The organism is Arthrobacter sp. SD1074B, assembly GCF_056780195.1.
Window position 1 is genome coordinate 3,563,517 of record NZ_JBRAZT010000001.1, and the last position, 19,265, is coordinate 3,582,781.

A 19,265-nucleotide genomic window follows, 5' to 3' on the forward strand; every position below is an offset into this window, starting at 1 on the left:
CGCCGGGCCGGCACTCCGGGTTTCCGCGCGGGTTCCGGATTTTCGCGCCTCTTTCGGGCTGGTGCGGGCCGGGCCCGGGGTGCCCAAGTCCGAAACGGCAGCGGAAATCCGAAACTGTAGCTTATCCACATCTGACACCGGCCCCGTTGCAGCCCGCCAGGCCGACGGATGAGCATCGGGAGATGGAGATCCCCGCGTTCATCCTCAGCAGCGACTCGGCCCGGCTCGGCCTGGACAGCCGAGCGTTGTCCCGTCGGGCCGCGGCAGGCGAGCTGCGCCGCATCAGGCGGGGCGTCTACGTCCAAGCGGCCGCCTGGGACGCGCTGCCGGGCTGGAGCCGGTACCCGCTGCTGATCCAGGCGGCCGCCTCGACGCTGCAAACCCGCACCGTGTTCTGCCGGAAGTCCTCGGCCGCGCTGTGGGACCTTCCGGTGCTGGGCCGCCCCACTCTGGTGCATGCCTGCACATCCGACGACGGCGGCGGCCGTTCGCGGGCCGGTGTACGGCGGCATTACGCTGATCCGCTGACCCTGCAGGTCGAAGAACGCCGGGGGCTGCTGGTCACGGGGCGGCTCCGGACCGTCCTGGATCTGGCGGCGTTCGAGTCATTTGAACAGGCCGTCGCGGCGCTGGACCACGTGCTGCGTCCGCAGCCGGAGCTGCCTGCCCTGAGCAAGGAGGAGCTCGACGGCGGCATCGGACCCAACTACAGCGCGGCCGCGGCGCGCAGAATCCGGGCGGCGATCGACTTCGCAGACCCGGCATCGGGATCCCCCGGGGAATCGGTGAGCCGTGCGCTGATGCATCGGCTGGGCTTCGAGCCCCCTCGGTTGCAGACCGCCATCCTCGACGACCGCGGGGTGGCCGCCTACACGGACTTCGAGTGGCCGGAGGACCGGCTGTGCGGGGAATTCGACGGCCTGGTCAAGTACCAGAAGGCCGAGTACCTGCAGGGACGGACCCCCTCCGAAGTCGTCGTTGACGAGAAGACCCGCGAGGACCGGATCCGGGCGACCGGGCGACGGGTCATCCGCTGGACCTGGACGGAGATCTCCGGGCCGGCGAAGTTCGCGGCGTTCCTCACCGCCCATAGGGTTCCGCGGCTGATCCGGCCGGCCTGCCGCCGGTGATGGCACGGCGGGTTCGGAAATCCGCGCCCGGATCGGAAATCCGCGGCGGTTCCGGACAGCCGCGCCTCGGATCCGCGGCGCACCGGTCCGGAACCGGCGCGGAATCGCCGCGGACTGGAGCCTAGGCCCGGGTGCCCGCCACAATCGTCGCCGTCGATCGGAGCCTGAGCGCGCCCTGGTGCTCGTAACGGCCGAGCAGCTGGAACACGTCGGAGCGGATCAGCGATTGTGCCTCCTTGTCCGCCTTCGCCAGGCCCGTGGCCACTGTCGTCGCGATATCAGTGATGAACTCCCAGTAGCTGTCCGGGGAATCGTGCACCAGGTCCGTGCTCACCCTGCGCTCGGCCACTTCCACCAGGCCTGCGTCCCGGAACAGCCGTGTCATAAAGCCGGGCGCGGAACAACGGAACAGCCCCGGCATGACATCGGGCCGCCGCGGCAGTTCCGCGTGCTGAGCGAGTGTGCCAAGGATCAGGGCGGCCCAGGGGTTTTCCGCGGTCCGCCCCCAGACGGCCGCGCTGATCCTCGCCCCCGGCTTGGCCGTCCGTACCATCTCCCGCACGACGGCCTTCATGTCGGGAAAGTAGTTGAAGCCAAAACGGCACAGGACGGCGTCGAACGTCGTATCCCCGAAAGGCAGCTGCGCGGCGTCGCAGACGCTGAAGCTCACGTTGGCCAGCCCCTGGGCGGACGCCTTCTCCTCGGCCACGTGCAGCATGCCGGCCGAGATGTCGGTCAGCACCACCTCACCGTCCGGCACCAAGACCGCGGCCGTGAGGCCGGGCTCGCCGGTCCCCGACGCGACGTCGAGCACAACGGAGTCCGGGTGCAGCCGGGCGTCCTCGATGACGGCGTGGCCAAAGGGGGCCTGCCAGTCGAGTAGTTCGGCGTCCCATTTCTTCCAGCCCGCCGCGAACTGGTCCCAGATGATGCGCTGCCGGCCAGGGATACTGTCCGCTGCAACTGACATGGTGCGTCCTTTACCGGTCCGGACCGCACCCTCCCCCACCCCTTAGTGTGCTCCGCCGTCGGCGTTCCCGCTAGGGTCCCGGATTTACGCCCTGGTTCCGGACAGGCGCCCACCGGATCCGCGCAGCAGCGGTCCGAAAACGGCGCGGAAATGCCGGCGAAAAACGCGGGGGCGCGCGGGCAGTAGGCTTAAAGGCATGGCTCCTGAAGACACCCCCGTTGCGCCCGAACGCCGCGCCGTCACCGTCCGCCGCGCTCCGAAGTACGTGCCGTTCCTGATCCTGGGCGGCCTGCTGGGCGTCGTGGTGGCGGCTGTCATCGCGTACGGCCTGCCCGGCGACGAGGGCTACGACGCCAATTCCGTCTTCGGTTTCTTCCTGACCTTCTGCATCGCCGGAGGCGCGATCGTGGGCGCCGTCGTCGCGCTGGTGCTGGACCGACTGAGCGTCCGCCGCGCCGAGCGCGCCGTCGTCGAATCCGTCCCGGACTCGGTTCCGGACACCGACGGCGAGGACCGCGCCTAGGCCGGCAGGTCATAAACCGGCCGCCGGAAAAGTCCTAGCGCACAACGTGAGATAATCGACCAGTGGCACGCGGCGATGGAAAACTTTCTCATGATCTTCTCTCTGGCGAAAAAGGCCCGCAGGACGCATGTGGCGTCTTCGGGGTCTGGGCTCCCGGCGAAGAGGTAGCAAAACTCACCTACTACGGGCTGTACGCGCTACAGCACCGCGGTCAGGAGTCGGCTGGTATTGCCACCAGCGACGGCAAGCGGATCAACGTCTACAAGGACATGGGCCTGGTGTCCCAGGTCTTCGACGAGACCACGCTGAATACCCTGACCGGACACCTGGCCGTCGGCCACTGCCGCTACTCCACCACCGGTGCGAGCCACTGGGCCAACGCCCAGCCCACCCTCGGTGCGACGGCCACCGGCACGGTCGCCCTGGCGCACAACGGCAACCTGACCAACACCGCCGAGCTCAAGGCCATGATCGTGGACCGCAACGGCGGCCAGCTCAGCGGCGAAATGAAGCAGGGCAACACCTCGGACACCGCCCTGGTCACCGCCCTGCTGGAGGGCGAGGAGGGCAAGTCCCTCGAACAGACCGCCCTGGAACTGCTGCCCAAGATCAAGGGCGGCTTCTGCTTCGTCTTCATGGATGAAGGCACCCTCTACGCCGCCCGCGACACCTACGGCATCCGCCCACTGGTCCTCGGCCGACTGGAGCGCGGCTGGGTGGTCGCCTCCGAGCAGTCTGCCCTCGCCACCGTCGGCGCGAGCTTCATCCGCGAGATCGAACCGGGCGAATTCATCGCCATCGACGAGCAGGGCGTCCGTTCCCAGCGCTTCGCCGAGCCAACGCCGGCCGGGTGCGTCTTCGAGTACGTGTACCTCGCCCGCCCGGACGCCGCGATTGCCGGCCGCTCCGTGTACGAGTCCCGCGTGGAGATGGGCCGCCAGCTGGCCCGCGAGAACACCCAGGACGCGGACATCGTCATCCCGGTGCCGGAATCGGGCACCCCGGCCGCCGTCGGCTACGCACAGGAATCCGGCATCCCGTTCGCGCACGGCTTCGTCAAGAACGCCTATGTGGGCCGCACGTTTATCCAGCCCTCGCAGACCCTGCGCCAGCTCGGCATCCGGCTCAAGCTCAACGCGCTGGAGTCCGTGATCCGCGGCAAGCGCGTGGTGGTGGTCGACGACTCGATCGTCCGCGGCAACACCCAGCGGGCCATCGTGCGGATGCTCCGGGAGGCCGGCGCAGCCGCCGTGCACGTGAAGATCTCGTCCCCGCCGGTGAAGTGGCCCTGCTTCTACGGCATCGACTTCGCCTCCCGGGCGGAGCTGATCGCCAACGGCGCCACGATCGAGGAAATCTCGCAGGCCATCGGCGCGGACTCGCTCGCTTACATTTCCGAAGACGGCATGATCGGCGCCACGCGGCAGCCGCGCGAACGCCTCTGCACCGCCTGCTTCACCGGGCAGTACCCGATCGAACTTCCCGGTGCCGACAAGCTCGGCAAGAACCTCCTGGAACGCACCGACCTCGGCGGCCTGCCCGCATCCGGGAACGCAGCGCCCGCAGCCACCGCCGGCAGCCCCGCCGCCGACGCCGTCGCCAACGCTGCGTCCGACGCCGCCATCCCCTCCGATCAGGATCCCGCCGAGAAGGCCGGCGCCACCGGCTGCGATCCCGGACCGGACGCCGAATTCGAAGAACTGCTCACCGACGCCGACCGCGTCCCCGCCGACAAGCTTGACGCCGACAAGAAAGAGCCAGTATGACTTCCGCCTCCCCGGCCGCTGACACCAACGACGCCCCCAACACCGGCATCACCTACGCCTCCGCCGGCGTCGACGTCGAAGCGGGCGACCGCGCCGTCGAACTCATGAAAGACGCCGTCAAGGCGACCCACAACTCCTCGGTGATCGGCGGCGTCGGCGGCTTCGCCGGCCTGTACGACGTGTCGAAGCTGCTGACTTACAAGCGGCCGCTGCTGGCCACCTCCACCGACGGCGTTGGCACCAAGGTGGCTATCGCCCAGGCCATGGACATCCACGACACCATCGGTTTCGACCTGGTCGGCATGGTGGTGGACGACATCGTGGTGGTGGGCGCCGAGCCGCTCTACATGACCGACTACATCGCCTGCGGCAAGGTGGTCCCGGAGCGCATCGCGGACATTGTCCGCGGCATCGCGGCCGCCTGCTCGGTTGCCGGCACCGCCCTGGTGGGCGGCGAAACCGCCGAGCACCCGGGCCTGCTGGGTGAGCACGAGTACGACGTCGCCGGCGCCGCCACCGGCGTGGTCGAGGCCGACTCGCTGCTGGGCCCGGACCGCGTCCGCGCCGGCGACGTCGTGATCGGCATGGCCTCCTCCGGCCTGCACTCCAACGGCTACTCCCTGGTCCGCCGCGTCGTCAACCACGCCGGCTGGGCCCTGGACCGCCACGTCTCCGAGTTCGAGCGCACCCTCGGCGAGGAACTCCTGGAGCCCACCCGGGTGTACGCCGCTGACTGCCTGGACCTGGCCCGCACGTTCCCGGTCAACGGCTCCGCCGCCGGGCAGGCCGTGCACGGCTTCAGCCACGTAACCGGCGGCGGGCTAGCCGCCAACCTGGCGCGCGTCCTGCCGCAGGGCCTGCTGGCCACCGTGGACCGCGCCACCTGGGAGCTGCCCGCCATCTTCAAGCTGGTCTCCGAGCTGGGCAACGTCCCCCTCGCCGACCTGGAACGCACCCTCAACGTGGGCGTGGGCATGGTGGCGATCGTCTCGCCGGAGGCCGCCGACGCCGCGGTGAACCACCTGAACGCCCGCGGCCTGCCCTCGTGGATCATGGGCACCGTCGGGGAGGACTCCGACTCGATGGTGAAGACCGGCCCGGATTACGTCCAGGGCGCCAAGGGCGTCGACGGCGGCGCCGTCCGGATGGTCAACGCCTACGCCTAGCCTCCATCGTCTAAACCTCCAGCACGCTGAACACGCCGCCCTGCGGGTCCCTGAGCGTGGCAACGGCACCGGCCTCGCCGTCGTCCTCCGGTTCTACGAGGACGACGCCGCCGGCCGCCCGCGCTGCGGCGACGGCCTCGGCGACGCTTGAGACGCCGAAATACACCTGCCAGCCCGGTTCAAGGTTGTGTTCGGCCGCGGGCACCGTAGCGATCCCTGCCACCTCGGCGCTATCCACCATCAGGGTCGTGTAGGTTCCGCCGTCGTCCTGCGGGTATTCGGTCACCTCGTGGCGGAACAGCTGCTGGAAGAAGCCGACGGCGGCCTGCGGATCGGGAGTGAGCAACTCGACCCAGGCCAGAGTTCCCGGCTCCTCACTTCGTGCCGTGCCGAAGTGGGTTCCCGCCTGCCACACGCCCGTGGTCCCTCCACCGGGCGGGGCGAAAAAGACCATCACCCCGGTGTCCGCCACGGCCTCCGGGCCGAATTCCAGCGTCCCGCCGGCGTGCGGCAGTTCTGCGGCGAGCCCGGCGGCGTCGTCGGCGGCGAAGTAGACGTTCCACTGGCCCGGCGAACCGGCCTGTAGCTGCTGCGGGTTCTGCGGAGCAATGACCGTCACCAGTTCCTCGCCGAGGAACGCCTTGGCGTAGCTACGGCCGTCGGGCGTGGGCTGGTCCTCGTACCGCCAGCCGAACAGGCCCGCGTAGAACTCCTTGGCGGCCGCCACGTCCGATGTCTGGAGGTCGGCCCAGCAGACCTCGCCCTCGGCAAACCCTGAGCGAATGGCCATGGAAGTCCTTTCCGGGAGAAACGCCGGACACCCCGGCACCACCAAGTTATCCCCCGGCGGGGGACCCAGCAACCTGTGCGCGATTGCCGTTTCGATGGTCGCTTCCCCGTTCGAAGTTTACAAACGCCGGCTGGGCGCGGAACCATCGAAACGGCAGGGATGGGCAGGGCACGTCCGGGCGCAAAAAGACCCGCCGGGCACACCCCAGACAGGGCATGGCCGACGGGCCAGAATCAGGTGGTTGGCAGTCCGCTCAGGACGGACTTACCGGAAGAAGCGTCGACTAACCGATCCGACGTGAATCTACCTCGTCGTCGTCCTCTTCCACATCGTCCGCGTACTTGTCCACGTAGGCCGAATAGTCCGGTTCAACCGGCTCACTCGAAAAACGACTCGGTGCACGACCCTCGGAGCTCTTGAGCTCACGCTGAAGCGCAGTGTAGTCAGTGTTCGGGGAATAGTACTTAATATCCCGAGCCTGCTTGGTAGCTTTTGCCTTTTGACGGCCGCGCCCCATGGCGTGACCCCCTTTTGTACTCGGACCGGAGGTGGTCACCATTGGCGTTAGTGAGGCCCCGGAATGTTTGGTCAATTTGTCGTACACCTAGATTACATGCTTTCGGCAATGACTGCTTGCCGCCCGGGCGGCGGTGAGCGGAGTCGTGCCTCACGCCCGGCCCGGCCCGCACACCGGGCCCGCGCGCTTCCGCATGCGTCCCGGCGGGCATCTTCGATAGAGTCTCTTGGTGGGCTCGCGGAAGCGGAACCCCAAGCCGGACGTCCAGCCCCGGCAAATACGCACGGAAGAGGTGAATTCCCGAGTGACCGAAAAGCCTGTGAGCGACGAGAACGCCAGGCGCGGCGATGCCGGAATGCCTGAAGTTTCCCCCGCGAACGACGCCGGCGAGCGGCCGGTCCCGGCCCCTCCGGCACGCGTCCCCTCTTCCGTCCATATTCCGCCGCGGCCGACCGCACCGCCGACCTCTGCCGTGCCGCTTGTCCAGCGCGGCGACGCAGCGGAGCGTCCAGGAGCCGTCAGCTCTGCCCCGGGCCCTGCAGCCCCGGCCGCCGCAGCGCGGTCCGAAACCCCGGAGTCGCCGTCGGGCGCTCCCGGCGAAAGCGCGGCCGCCAAGACCCGCAACCGCAAGACCACCTCCGGCGCGTCCCAACTTGGCAAGCTGCTGTCCGCCCAGGCAGCGCAGCTCAAGACCGCGCAACTCGGTCCACGCTCCCGGCGGCTAGGTGGCAGGCTATGGGCCGCTGCCCGGCGGTTCGGCCGTGCCGTGTGGGCTGGCGCTTACCGACTGGGCCTGGCGAAGGTCGGCGCCGCGCTGGCCGCCGTCGTCGTGCTGGGGCTGGTGATCTGGTGGCTCACCGCGCTAGGGGCCGCGAAGCAGCAGCCGCAGGCCGGCACCTCCCCGGCCCCGGCGGCCTCAGCCTCGTCCTCGGCCGCCGCAACCCGCGGCCCGCTGCCGCTCGAAGGCGTCAACCCGATGGACTTCCAGCTCGGCGACTGCTTCAAGGACTTCGACGCGAACGCCCCGACTTCCACCGTCGTGGCCTGCGACTCCGGACACTCGGCGCAGCTGGTGGCGGTGGATCGTTACGCTGCCGAGGACGCCTACCCTGGCCGCGACCCGCTGAAGCAGAAGGCGCTGGATACCTGCAAGGCGGCCCAGCTCACCGGCAATTCCGGCGACTACCAGTTCAGCTACAAGCTGGCCTACCCCAGCTCCTCCAGCTGGGGAGCGGGCGACCGGCGAGTGGACTGCTATTTCGTGGCGGACGGCGGAAACGTCATCAAGGAATCCCTGATCCCCCGGCTCTAGGCTGCCGCGGTGCCGGGCACCGGCTTTAACTGTCATCGCAGCGTCATCGGGTGCTAGCCTCAAGATTTCGCGCCGGGACCCCGGGCGAACCAAGATGTGGGGGCTGGAACGTGTTTTCGTTTGGACTATTCGGGATTCTCTATTACGCGCTGATGGCGGCACTGCTCGGACTAGCCGTCTATGCCTTGGTGCTCGTCACCATCTTCCTCCGGCTCCGCATCCGGGAGCTCAAGGCATCCCAGCGTCCCGGCCCGAGCGCCGACCCCAGGCCCTGAGGAATGGTGAGCCGCTACAGCGTCGGGCCAGCATGACAAAGCCCAAATTCGTTCAGATGCTCGCCATCTTCTGCGCCGGCTACCTGCCGTTTGCTCTCCTCTGGCGATCCACCGGCGCCGTCACAGCGTTCCTCATCGGTGCCGCGGCCGCGCTGGCCGTGGGCTCGATCATTCGCTGCGGGCGCAAGGGTCCCGCAATCCACAGCGTGATCTGCAGTAGGCCTGTTTCTGCGGCCGGCACGGGTGCAGCCCCTTCCACGGCCAGCCGACGCCGTAGGCTGAAGCCCTCAGCTGACGGACAGGAGGAAGGGCGTTGACCGACACGACGCTTGGCGAGGTGATGGCGGAGCTTGCCGGTCTTCAGGACCCGAAGGCTCGCCGCATCAACGAGAAACACGGCGACGACCACGGTGTGAACCTCGGCAAGCTGCGCGCCCTCGCGAAGCGGTTGAAGACGCAGCAGGACCTCGCGCGCCAGATCTGGGCCACCGGTGACACCGCGGCGAGACTGCTAGCGACCCTGATCTGCCGGCCCAAGGCGTTCGAGCGCGACGAGCTGGTCCACATGATGCGCCAGGCGCGCGTACCCAAGGTGCACGACTGGCTGCTGAACTACGTGGTGAAGGCGAACCCGCACGCCGAGGACCTGCGCCTGCTCTGGTCCGCCGATCCTGATCCCGTCGTGGCAAGTGCGGGCTGGGCGCTGACGACCGAACGCGTTGCAAAGAAACCTGAAGGTCTGGACCTCCCGGGACTGCTCGATGTCATCGAGGCGGAGATGAAAGACGCACCGGCCCGCCTGCAGTGGGCGATGAACCACTGTCTCGCCCAGATCGGGATCGAGCATGCCGGGCACCGCGCCCGGGCCATCGGCATCGGTGAACGCCTCGAGGTGCTGAAGGACTACCCGACCCCGCCGAACTGCACGTCCCCGTTCGCGCCCGCCTGGATCACCGAGATGGTGCGCCGAAAGCAAGAGCAGTAGGGAGCCGGCAACCGCTGGCAGCGCGCGTCAGCCGGTGGCTGCACTGACTGCGACGACGGCGCCTTGCGGGTCCCTGATCACGGCGCTCCGAAACCCCGGAGTGTCCGCCGGCGCCATCGCTACGCCGCCGCCCAGGGCGACAGCGCGCTCCGCGGTGGCGTCGGCGTCGCGGACTGCGAAGTTGACGCTCCAGTGCGGCGGAACCTCGACGCCGTCGGTGGCCGTCACGACGGCCACGACCCGGTCCGAGCGGAGCCACAGTGAAAAGGGAGCGTCGGGCACCGCTTTGAGTTCCCAACCGAACATGGCTCCGTAGAAGGCCTGGGCCTGCCCCACGTTGGTGGTGTGGAGCGAGCTCATGGCCCAGCAGTTCGGCTCATCGGCCAGCTCGACGCCGTCGTGCCCACCCGCCTGCCGCAGGCAGAACGGGACGCCGGCAGGGTCGGCGAGCACAGCAAAGCGGCGTCCGGCGCCGTCCTTACCCGGCCCGAGGCGCTTGCCTCCTGCCCGCTCGGCGCGGGCCAGTGATTCCCCGACGTCGTCGACGCGGACGTGGGTGAGCCAGCCCGGCGGCGACAGCGGCGGCGCCTGCCCGATGCCGGCAACCAGCTGCCCGCGAAGGCGCGCGTTGTAATAGTCGCCGTCGAAACCGGCCGGCATAGGAACGGGGCGGTCGAAGGTCCACCCGAAGAGCGGGCCGTAGAAGTCCCTGGCGGACCGGGGATCGGGCTGCCAGGTGTCGACCCAGCACGGCGCACCGACGGAGGAGGTGTCCCGTGCAGTCATGGTATTAATCCTTTCGGCCTGGCTGGTTTCGGCCGGAATATTGTTACCCGCCCCGGCGTGTGGGGGCAAGACCCGTCGGCGGCAGTTCGTGGCCCGTCCGCCACATCCGGTGCGATCCGCCGGAAATGGTCCTAGAGTGTGGCCATGGCTATCGCACGCTTCCCGGTGGTTGTTCTCGACTGCCCTGATCCCAAGTCCCTGGCCGAGTTCTACGGCGCCCTGCTGGATTGGAAGGTGGAGCAGGACGACGACGACTGGTGCTCCATCCGCGCCGACTACGGCGATTCCTTGAGCTTCCAGAGGGTCGAGTCCTACACCCCGCCGCAGTGGCCCGGCCAGGACGTCCCCCAGCAGATGCACCTCGACTTCGTGGTCGATGACCTCGACGCTGCCGAGGCCGCGGCGCTGAAGCTGGGCGCGAGGAAACACGAGCACCAGCCAGGGGCCACTTTCCGGGTCTTCCTGGACCCGGCCGGCCATCCATTCTGCCTCTGCCTGGACTGACCAGCAGCAACCCAGCAGTGCAGCCCAGCAAAAGGGCTGCCAGCCCATGTGGTGCGGCTGGCAGCCCCTGGGGCTTTTGCGGCGGTTACTCCTTGCGGCGTACCGAGAGCCCGCTGCCCGTGGAGGCCCGGCCGTCGGGCCGCGCGGAAACGTCCGGCCCGCCCATGGTGAGTTCCATCAGGTCCGGTGCGGTGTCCACCAGGACTGTGTCGCCGTCGGCGATCTCGCCGGCGAGGATGGCCTTGGCCAGCCGGTCGCCGATCTCCCGCTGCACCAGGCGGCGCAGCGGCCGGGCGCCGTAAGCGGGGTCGAAGCCGGTGACGGCCAGCCACGCCCGGGCGCCTTCGGACACTTCCAGGGTCAGGCGGCGGCCCTTGAGCCGTTCGCCCAGTTCCTTGACCTGCAGCTCCACGATCTGGGCCAGTTCCTCGACGCTCAGCGGGTCAAAGAGCACCACCTCGTCGAGCCGGTTCAGGAACTCGGGCTTGAAGGAGGCGTGCACCGTAGCCATGACCGCGTCCCGCTTGGCGGCGGCGTCGAGGTTCGGGTCGACCAGGAACTGGCTGCCCAGGTTGGAGGTCAGGACCAGGATCACGTTGCGGAAGTCCACGGTGCGGCCCTGGCCGTCGGTGAGGCGGCCGTCGTCGAGCACCTGCAGGAGGATGTCGAAGACCTCCGGGTGCGCCTTCTCCACCTCGTCGAGCAGCAGCACGGAGTACGGACGACGCCGGACCGCCTCGGTCAGCTGGCCGCCCTCCTCGTAACCCACGTAGCCCGGAGGCGCCCCGACGAGCCGCGCCACGGAGTGCTTCTCCGAGTACTCGGACATGTCGATCCGCACCATGGCCCGCTCGTCGTCGAAAAGGAAGTCGGCGAGCGCCTTGGCCAGCTCAGTCTTGCCGACGCCGGTGGGACCGAGGAACAGGAAGGACCCGGTGGGCCGGTTGGGGTCGCTGATGCCGGCGCGGGCACGGCGCACGGCGTCGGACACCGCGGTCACGGCCTTGGTCTGGCCGATCAGCCGCTCGCCCAGGACGCGCTCCATCTCCAGTAGCTTCTGGCTCTCGCCCTGCAACATGCGCCCGGCCGGGATGCCGGTCCATGCGGAAATCACCTCGGCGATGTCGTCCGCGGTGACCTCGTCGGCCACCATCTGCCTGGACTTGTCCGGCACGGCCGCTTCGGCCTCCGCCGCGGCCTTGAGCTCACGCTCCAGCGCGGGGATCTCGCCGTAGAGAACCCGGGAGGCCGTCTCAAGGTCGCCCTCGCGCTGCGCCTTGTCCGCCGCCGAGCGAAGCTCATCCAGCTTGGCGCGCAGGTCACCCACCCGGTTCAGCCCGGCTTTCTCCGCTTCCCAGCGGGCGTTGAGCGCCGCGAGCGCTTCCTTCTTGTCCGCCATGTCGGCGCGCAGGGCCGCAAGGCGTTCCACCGAGGCCGGATCGGTCTCGCCGGCCAGGGCCAGCTCCTCCATGGTCAGCCGGTCCACCTGGCGGCGCAGCTGGTCGATCTCCTCCGGCGCGGAATCGATCTCCATCCGCAGCCGGGATGCGGCCTCGTCCACGAGGTCGATCGCCTTGTCCGGCAGCTGCCGGCCGGAGATGTAGCGGTTGGACAGGGTCGCGGCGGCCACCAGGGCGGAGTCGGAGATGGAGACCTTGTGGTGCGCCTCATAGCGTTCCTTAAGCCCGCGCAGGATGCCTATGGTGTCATCCACGCTCGGCTCGCCGACGAAGACCTGCTGGAAGCGGCGCTCCAGTGCCGGATCCTTCTCGATGTTCTCGCGGTACTCGTCCAGCGTGGTGGCGCCGATCAACCGGAGCTCGCCGCGGGCGAGCATCGGCTTGAGCATGTTGCCGGCGTCCATCGAGCTGTCCCCGGACGCGCCGGCGCCCACCACGGTGTGCAGCTCGTCGATGAAGGTGACGATCTGGCCCTCGGAGCTCTTGATCTCCTCCAGCACCGCCTTGAGCCGCTCCTCGAATTCACCGCGGTACTTGGCGCCCGCCACCATCGAGGCCAGATCCAGGGCGACCAGCGTCTTGCCGCGCAGGCTCTCCGGCACGTCGCCGGCCACGATCCGCTGGGCCAGGCCCTCGACGACGGCGGTCTTGCCCACGCCGGGTTCGCCGATGATCACCGGGTTGTTCTTGGTGCGGCGGCTGAGGACCTGGATGATGCGGCGGATCTCGGCGTCGCGCCCGATCACCGGGTCCAGCTTGCCCGAGCGCGCGATCGCGGTCAGGTCGGTGCCGAACTTCTCCAGCGCCTGGAAGGTGTTCTCGGGGTCGGCGTTGTCCACCTTGCGGTCGCCGCGGACCCCGGGGAGGGCCGCGAGCAGCGCCTCGTGCGAGGCGCCGGCGTCGCGCAGCAGCCGGCCGACGTCGTCGTTGCCGGAGGCGAGGCCCAGCAGCAGGTGCTCGGTGGAGACGAAGGTGTCCCCGAGCCGTTCAGCCTCGTTCTGCGCATTCTTGATGGCCTGCATGGCGGTGCGGGAGAGCTGGGCCTGCTGCACGGAGCTGCCCGAGGTGGACGGCAGGGACTTGATGGCGGAGCTGGCCTGGACGCTGACAGCATCCGGATCGGTTCCGGTGGCGCGCAAAAGCGCGACGGCGACCCCCTCGCGCTGGTCCATGAGCGCCTTAAGCAGGTGCGCCGGTTCCAGCTGCGGGTTTCCGGCCGTCGAGGCGTTCATGGCTGCTGCCGAAAGAGCCTCCTGGCTCTTGGTGGTGAATTTGGCGTCCAAAGAGAGCTCCTTCCGGGATAACACTGTCGTCAAAGTTGAGTCTATCCCGCTCAACTTTGGATTTGGGCCCTTTGCCTCCATGTTTGCCCACGGCGAAACTGCTGTCTAGGGGCGGAGTCCCCCGCGGACGCCGGGGCGCCACAGGGCATGCCCATCCGCCCGGAGCACGCACCTCGGGACATGCCCTCCCTTTGCCGCCAGGAGTGGACATATAGGGCATATGTCCACTCCTGGTCCGTCGGGCTGGGCATGTCCCCGAAGAGCCCGCGCGAACAGCGGGCATGTCCAGCGCTCGGCCGCCCCCTAGGCCTGGCGGGCCAGCTTCACCAGTTCCGCGCAGCGTTCGCCGATCATCATGGTGGTGATGTTCGGGTTGACGGTCGTCAGCTCCGGCATCACCGAGGCATCGGCCACGCGCAGCCCGGTGACACCTTTGACCCGCAGCTCGGGATCCAGCGGCGACATCGGATCCTCCGGGGCGCCGATCCGGACGGTCCCGGCCGGGTGGTAAACCGTGTTGTGCGTATTACGGATGTAGTCGGTCAGCTCCTCGTCGGTCTGGAGGTCCTGGCCCGGGTACAGCTCGGTTCCCACCCACTCGGCCAGCGCGGGTTGGGCAGCGATCTCGCGCGCCTTCCGGATCCCTGCGACCATCACGCGCATGTCGTGCGGGTCGGTGAAGTAGCGGGGATCCACCTTGGGCTTGTCCCGGAAGTCCTTGCTGCGCAGCTTGACCGTGCCGCGGGAGCGGGCGTGCGTGACGTTCGGGGTGAGGCAGAAGCCGTTCTCCGTCGTCGGGAAACCCTGCCGCAGGGTGTGCATGTCGAACGGCACGGAACCGTAGTGGAACATCAGGTCCGGCCGGTCCAGCCCCTCTTCGGTGGTGGTGAAGATCCCTGCCTCCCACCACTGCGTCGAAGTCTCCGTCATCTGCTGCTTCGCGTCCCACTGGATCACGCCTTCCGGGTGGTCCTGCAGGTGCTCGCCGACGCCCGGCGAATCAGACCGCACCGGGATGCCGAACTCCTCCAGCTGGGCCGCGGGGCCGATGCCGGAGAGCATCAGCAGCTTCGGCGAATCGATGGCTCCGGCCGAGACGATCACTTCGGCGCGGGCGCCCAGCAGGTGGGTCTTGGCGAAGGCATTGTCGACGACGGCGACGCCGGTGCAGCGGTTGGCGTCGTCGAAGGTCAGTTCCTTGGCGCGCAGCCCCGTGAGCAGGGTGAAATTCTTCCGCTCCATGATCGGGTGGATGTAGGACACCGAGGACGACGACCGGGTCCCGTCCGCCCGACGGTTGATCTGGAAAAAGCCGGCCCCGTTGATGACGGTCTCGCCGGTGTTGAACCGGACCTTGGGGATGCCGGCCTGCTCACAGGCATCCAGCAGCGCCCTGCCGGTGGGGTCGGAGGGCGGGACGTTCATCAGGTGCACCGGGCCGCTGTCGCCATGGTGCGGCGCGTCCGTCCCGGCGTCCTCGTTGGTCTCCAACTGCTTGTAGAGCCGGTAGGCCATCTCGGCGTTCCAGCCGGTGGCGCCAAACTTCTGCTCCCACTCGTCAATGTCCTCCCGCGGGGCCCAGAAGGCGATGCAGGAGTTGTGGCTGGAGCAGCCGCCCATCACCTTGGCCCGGGCGTGGCGCATAAACGAATTGCCGTTCTCCTGCTCCTCGACGGGGTAGTCCCAGTCGTAGCCGGATTCCAGTAGTTCCATCCAGCGGTCCAGCTGCAGGATTTCGTCCTGGCCGCGGTCATCGGGGCCGGCCTCGACGAGGGCCACCTCCACGGCGGGGTCCTCGCTGAGCCGGGATGCCACGGCCGCACCGGCGGAGCCGCCGCCCACCACAATGTAGTCGAATTCCTTCTTGTTCAGGTCGGTCATGTGCTACTTCCCCTCTGCGGCAGCGGAACGGTCCGCGAACCAGCCCGTTACCTGCGGGTCGATGTTGTGGTAAATGTGCTTGGCCTCCTGGTATTCGGCGAGACCGGTCGGGCCGAGTTCTCGCCCGACGCCGGACTGGCCGAATCCTCCCCATTCCGCCTGAGGCAGGTACGGGTGGAAGTCGTTGATCCAGATGGTGCCGTGCCGCAGTTTCCGGGCCACACGCTGGCTCTTGCCGGCATCCTGGGACCACACCGCGCCGGCGAGTCCGTAGTGGGTGTCGTTGCCGATCTGAACGGCTTCCGCTTCGGTGCTGAACGTCTCGACGGTGACCACGGGGCCGAAGGCTTCGTCCACCACCACGGACATGCCGCTCTTGACCTGGTCCAGCACGGTGGGCAGGTAGTAGAACCCCTTTTCCAGCTCGCCCTCGCCCCATGTGCCGCCGCAGCGCAGGCGGGCGCCCTCGGCGACGCCCTTGTCCACATAGGCGGTGACCTTGTCGCGGTGGGCCGCTGAGATCAGCGGGCCCGTCTCCGCGTCGGGATCGAAGGGGCCGCCCAGGCGGATCTGCCGGGCACGGAGCACTAGCTCGTCGACGAATTTCTCCGCGATGGACTCCTCAACGATCAGCCGTGCCCCGGCGGAACAGACCTGGCCGGAATGGACGAAAGCGGCGTTGAGGGCGTTGTCCAGGGCGGCATCGAGGTCGGCGTCCGCGAAGACGATGTTGGGGTTCTTGCCGCCCAGTTCCAGTGCCACCTTCTTGACCGTGCCGGCGGCCGCGGCGGCGATCGTTTTGCCCGTTTCCAGGCCGCCCGTAAAGGAGACCAGATCGACGTCGGGGTGGCTGGAGAGTACCGCCCCCACCGTCGCCCCGGCACCCAGAACCAGATTGGCGACGCCGGCGGGCAGGCCCAGCTCCTGAAGCACTTCCATCATCAGGATGGAGGTGTGCGGGGTGAGTTCGCTGGGCTTGAGGACGAAGCTGCATCCGGCAGCCAGCGCCGGGGCGATCTTCCAGGAGGCCTGCAGGAGCGGATAGTTCCAGGGGGCGATCAGGGAGCAGACGCCGACGGGCTCGTACTCGATCCGGCTCACCACCGTGGAGCTGCCGGCGTCGACCACGCGGCCCGCGTCCTGGCCGGAGAGCTTGCCGAAGTACTCAAAGCAGTTGGCGATGTCGTCCATGTCGATTTCGCTTTCCACCAGGCGTTTGCCGGTGTCCAGCGTCTCCGCCCGCGCGAATTCGTCCTTGCGCGCCCGCAGCCGGTTGGCCACGTTGATCAGGAAGGTACCGCGTTCCAGCGGTGAGCGGCCGGACCAGTCGCCGGCGTCGAACGCTTCCCGGGCAGCCGCCACGGCTCGCGTGGAATCCTCGGCGGTCCCCTCAGAGACGACGCCAACCAGTTCGCCGTCGGCGGGGCAGTGGATTTCCCGGGTGCCGCCGTCGGAGGCTGCGCTCCAGCTTCCTCCAATGAAGAGTGTTTCGGTGCTCATTGCGTTGCCTCCTGCGTATCGAAATCTGATTCCCAATTGTCTTTGGCTACCTGGTCTTCAACCAGCACGGTGTTTCCGGGCGCCGCCCGGTTCAGGTGCAGGAATTCCAGGTGTTGTTCGTAGTGGTCCAGGACGTCGGTGATGACCTGTTCCTTGGTGTATCCCATGAGGTCGTAGCCGTGGCTTCCCTCGAGCGAAAACACTTCCATCCGGTAGTAGTGGTCTTCCGGGTCCGCGCGCCGGGTGGCGTAGGAAGGCGTCTCGTATTGCACCGGGTAGATCTGGTACTTGAACGGGCGTTCCTCCCCCAAGGCGAGCTGCAGATCGATGCTGTCGATTCCGCAGGACTCCACCCGGGCCACCGAGAGGACGGTCTCCGCACCTTGGGACTTGAGTTCCTCGCTGACCTCCTGCAGGGCCGGCAACGCGACGGTTTCGACAAATCGGGTGGTCTGCCGGCGGCCGGGGTAGCTCATGGCCCGGCTGAGCCGCTGGCGCCAGCTGCGGCCACTGCGCTGCTCTCCGCCGGAACGGCCGGAGATGATGCCGGGCAGGCTGGCCCGGTAGCTGTCATTCAGGGAGTTCTCGACCCGCAGCGCCTTGTACAGGCCCAGCATGATGAACACTAGGAGCAGGGACAGCGGCAGGCCCATCACGATTGTGGCGTTCTGCAAGGTGGTGACGCCGCCTACCATCAGCATGGCCAGCGTCAACAGCCCCGTTGCGACCGCCCAGAAGACGCGCATCCATTCCGGACCGTCGGAGTCGGCGTCCTTGAGGTGGGAGGAGAAGTTCGACATCACCAGGGCGCCCGAGTCGGCGGACGTGACGTAGAACAGCAGCCCGGTGAACGTCGCGATAGCGGCCGTTACCGGGACGGCCGGGAACTCCGCCAGCAGGCTATAGAAGCCGCGCTCAGGATTGCTCATGGCCGTCTCGCCGAAGGCCGCATTGCCGCCCATGATCAGGTCGAGGCTGGAGTTACCAAAAATCGAGATCCAGAGCAGGATGAATAGGAACGGGACGGTCATGGTGCCCACGACGAACTGGCGGATGGTCCGCCCGCGGGAGATGCGGGCCAGGAACAGGCCGACGAACGGTGCCCAGGCGATCCACCAGGCCCAGAAGAAGAGGGTCCAGGCGTTCAGCCAGTCGGTCGGCCGGTCGTAGGCGAAAGTGTCCAGCGTCATGGCCGGGAACCGGCTCATGACGTCGCCGACGTTTTGCACGACGCCGTCCAGCAGGAAGCTGGTCTTGCCCGCGAACAGGACGAACAGCATCAGCGCGACGGCGAGGACCACGTTGAGTTCGGACAATCGCCGGATGCCCTTTTCGACTCCGGAGACCACAGAAATGGTAGCCATGACGACGGACAGCGCGATCAGGCCGATCTGGATGGCGAGGTTCTCCGGGACCCCGAACATGAAGTGCAGTCCGTAGTTAAGCTGCACGACGCCGATGCCCAGCGAGGTGGCGATGCCGAAGATGGTGCCCAGCAGCGCGGCGATGTCGACGGCGTGACCTATGGGGCCGTCGATTTTCTTGCCGAAGATCGGATACAGCGCCGAGCGGATGCTCAGCGGCAAGTTGTGCCGGTACGCGAAGTAGCCCAGCGCCAGGCCCATCAGGGCGTAGAGCGCCCACCCGGTCAGGCCGTAGTGGAACAGCGTCCAGACAAGCGCCTGACGGGCGGCGTCCGGGGTCGATCCTTCCCCCTGGGGAGGCGCGAGGTACTGGCTGACCGGCTCCGAGACGGAAAAGAACATCAGGTCAATGCCGATACCGGCCGCGAAAAGCATCGCAGCCCAGGTGAACATGCCGAACTGCGGCTTTGAGTGGTCCGGGCCCAGCTTGGTCTTGCCCACCCTGGACAGGGCGGCGATGAGCACAAAAACCACGGCCGCCGTGACGATCAGGAAGTAATACCAGCCCATGTTGGTCGAGACCCAGCCGACCAGAGTTCCGATGACTGCCTCGGCGTTGTCCTTGGCCACGATGGCCCACAGCGCGATCGCCAGGACACCGGTCGCGGACCCGATGAAGACGGTCTTGTTGGCCCTGGTCTTACGCTCGACACCTCCGTCCGGCTCACCGGGGGCCGGGGTCGAGTTGGTCCTGACAGTGGCATTTTGGCTCATGGATCCCATTTCAGTTGTTGAGGCTGCGTGGGGACACCGGTGCGGTCAGGCGATGCGGTGAGGCTGTTTCCATCCGGGCCAAGGCCTGGTGGCGGCGTCCCGTCGGGTCTGGCTGAGCCACCGAGGCTAGCAATTATGCGGCCGGAGTGCGGAGTTTGGTGAGATGGCTCACTCGCTGGACACGCCTGTCCCCGGCCCCAATTGGTTGCATATAGCCCTGTGTCCATTCGCCGGCGCCCGCAATGGGCATGCCCGGCGGCCAGGCCGGCGGCATAAACC

16 protein-coding genes are annotated in these 19,265 nt (G+C 68.0%); 8 read left to right on the forward strand and 8 right to left on the reverse strand.

The window, feature by feature from the left end:
- The first annotated feature begins 182 nt into the window (after nucleotides 1-182).
- The gene (locus ACUYM2_RS16640) at nucleotides 183-1,130 is read left to right on the forward strand and encodes a type IV toxin-antitoxin system AbiEi family antitoxin domain-containing protein (RefSeq protein ID WP_481601066.1); all 948 of its coding nucleotides are present in this window, start codon (nucleotides 183-185) and stop codon (nucleotides 1,128-1,130) included.
- Nucleotides 1,131-1,251: 121 nt separating this feature from the next.
- On the opposite strand, the gene ACUYM2_RS16645 is transcribed toward ACUYM2_RS16640, so the two are convergent.
- Nucleotides 1,252-2,100 carry a class I SAM-dependent methyltransferase gene (locus ACUYM2_RS16645; RefSeq protein ID WP_481601067.1) on the reverse strand — a complete coding sequence of 283 codons (849 nt, stop codon included), beginning with the start codon at nucleotides 2,098-2,100 and terminating at the stop codon, nucleotides 1,252-1,254.
- A gap of 196 nt (nucleotides 2,101-2,296) precedes the next feature.
- On the opposite strand from ACUYM2_RS16645, the gene ACUYM2_RS16650 reads away from it, so the two are divergent.
- The 3 genes from ACUYM2_RS16650 to purM all read left to right on the forward strand — a co-directional run bounded on the left by ACUYM2_RS16650 (nucleotide 2,297) and on the right by purM (nucleotide 5,555).
- Nucleotides 2,297-2,623, forward strand: a complete 327-nt coding sequence (locus ACUYM2_RS16650; RefSeq protein ID WP_481601068.1) for a hypothetical protein — start codon at nucleotides 2,297-2,299, stop codon at nucleotides 2,621-2,623.
- A gap of 62 nt (nucleotides 2,624-2,685) precedes the next feature.
- Complete coding sequence (gene purF / locus ACUYM2_RS16655) at nucleotides 2,686-4,389, forward strand: amidophosphoribosyltransferase (RefSeq protein WP_481601069.1); 1,704 nt, start codon at nucleotides 2,686-2,688, stop codon at nucleotides 4,387-4,389.
- Nucleotides 4,386-5,555, forward strand: coding sequence for a phosphoribosylformylglycinamidine cyclo-ligase (gene purM, locus ACUYM2_RS16660; RefSeq protein ID WP_481601070.1), 1,170 nt, complete (start codon nucleotides 4,386-4,388; stop codon nucleotides 5,553-5,555). Before purF ends, purM begins: the two co-directional genes overlap by 4 nt.
- A 10-nt stretch (nucleotides 5,556-5,565) precedes the next feature.
- On the opposite strand, the gene ACUYM2_RS16665 is transcribed toward purM, so the two are convergent.
- Complete coding sequence (locus ACUYM2_RS16665) at nucleotides 5,566-6,345, reverse strand: VOC family protein (RefSeq protein ID WP_481601071.1); 780 nt, start codon at nucleotides 6,343-6,345, stop codon at nucleotides 5,566-5,568.
- Between the two features lie 283 nt (nucleotides 6,346-6,628).
- Entirely contained in the window at nucleotides 6,629-6,862 is a 234-nt protein-coding gene (locus ACUYM2_RS16670; RefSeq protein WP_346959438.1) for a DUF3073 domain-containing protein, read from the reverse strand.
- Nucleotides 6,863-7,166: 304 nt separating this feature from the next.
- Between ACUYM2_RS16670 and ACUYM2_RS16675 the strand changes: the two genes are divergently transcribed.
- The 3 genes from ACUYM2_RS16675 (at nucleotide 7,167) to ACUYM2_RS16685 (ending at nucleotide 9,434) form a co-directional block, all read left to right on the forward strand.
- Nucleotides 7,167-8,174, forward strand: a complete 1,008-nt coding sequence (locus ACUYM2_RS16675; protein ID WP_481601072.1) for a septum formation family protein — start codon at nucleotides 7,167-7,169, stop codon at nucleotides 8,172-8,174.
- 110 nt (nucleotides 8,175-8,284) lie between these two features.
- Entirely contained in the window at nucleotides 8,285-8,449 is a 165-nt protein-coding gene (locus ACUYM2_RS16680; RefSeq protein WP_481601073.1) for a hypothetical protein, read from the forward strand.
- A gap of 340 nt (nucleotides 8,450-8,789) precedes the next feature.
- Nucleotides 8,790-9,434, forward strand: coding sequence for a DNA alkylation repair protein (locus tag ACUYM2_RS16685; RefSeq protein WP_481601511.1), 645 nt, complete (start codon nucleotides 8,790-8,792; stop codon nucleotides 9,432-9,434).
- Between the two features lie 27 nt (nucleotides 9,435-9,461).
- Here ACUYM2_RS16685 and ACUYM2_RS16690 read toward each other — a convergent pair whose 3' ends face one another.
- On the reverse strand, nucleotides 9,462-10,220 hold the full coding sequence (locus tag ACUYM2_RS16690; RefSeq protein WP_481601074.1) for a VOC family protein: 759 nt from the start codon (nucleotides 10,218-10,220) through the stop codon (nucleotides 9,462-9,464).
- A gap of 144 nt (nucleotides 10,221-10,364) precedes the next feature.
- Between ACUYM2_RS16690 and ACUYM2_RS16695 the strand changes: the two genes are divergently transcribed.
- Entirely contained in the window at nucleotides 10,365-10,724 is a 360-nt protein-coding gene (locus ACUYM2_RS16695) for a VOC family protein (RefSeq protein ID WP_481601075.1), read from the forward strand.
- Between the two features lie 85 nt (nucleotides 10,725-10,809).
- On the opposite strand, the gene clpB is transcribed toward ACUYM2_RS16695, so the two are convergent.
- The 4 genes from clpB to betT form a co-directional block, all read right to left on the reverse strand.
- Complete coding sequence (clpB, locus tag ACUYM2_RS16700) at nucleotides 10,810-13,467, reverse strand: ATP-dependent chaperone ClpB (protein ID WP_481601076.1); 2,658 nt, start codon at nucleotides 13,465-13,467, stop codon at nucleotides 10,810-10,812.
- A 303-nt stretch (nucleotides 13,468-13,770) separates the two neighbouring features.
- On the reverse strand, nucleotides 13,771-15,348 hold the full coding sequence (locus ACUYM2_RS16705) for a GMC family oxidoreductase (RefSeq protein ID WP_481601077.1): 1,578 nt from the start codon (nucleotides 15,346-15,348) through the stop codon (nucleotides 13,771-13,773).
- 3 nt (nucleotides 15,349-15,351) lie between these two features.
- On the reverse strand, nucleotides 15,352-16,848 hold the full coding sequence (locus tag ACUYM2_RS16710) for an aldehyde dehydrogenase family protein (protein ID WP_481601078.1): 1,497 nt from the start codon (nucleotides 16,846-16,848) through the stop codon (nucleotides 15,352-15,354).
- The gene (gene betT / locus ACUYM2_RS16715) at nucleotides 16,845-18,986 is read right to left on the reverse strand and encodes a choline BCCT transporter BetT (RefSeq protein WP_481601079.1); all 2,142 of its coding nucleotides are present in this window, start codon (nucleotides 18,984-18,986) and stop codon (nucleotides 16,845-16,847) included. The genes ACUYM2_RS16710 and betT overlap by 4 nt, the downstream gene beginning before the upstream one ends.
- Between the last annotated feature and the right edge of the window lie 279 nt (nucleotides 18,987-19,265).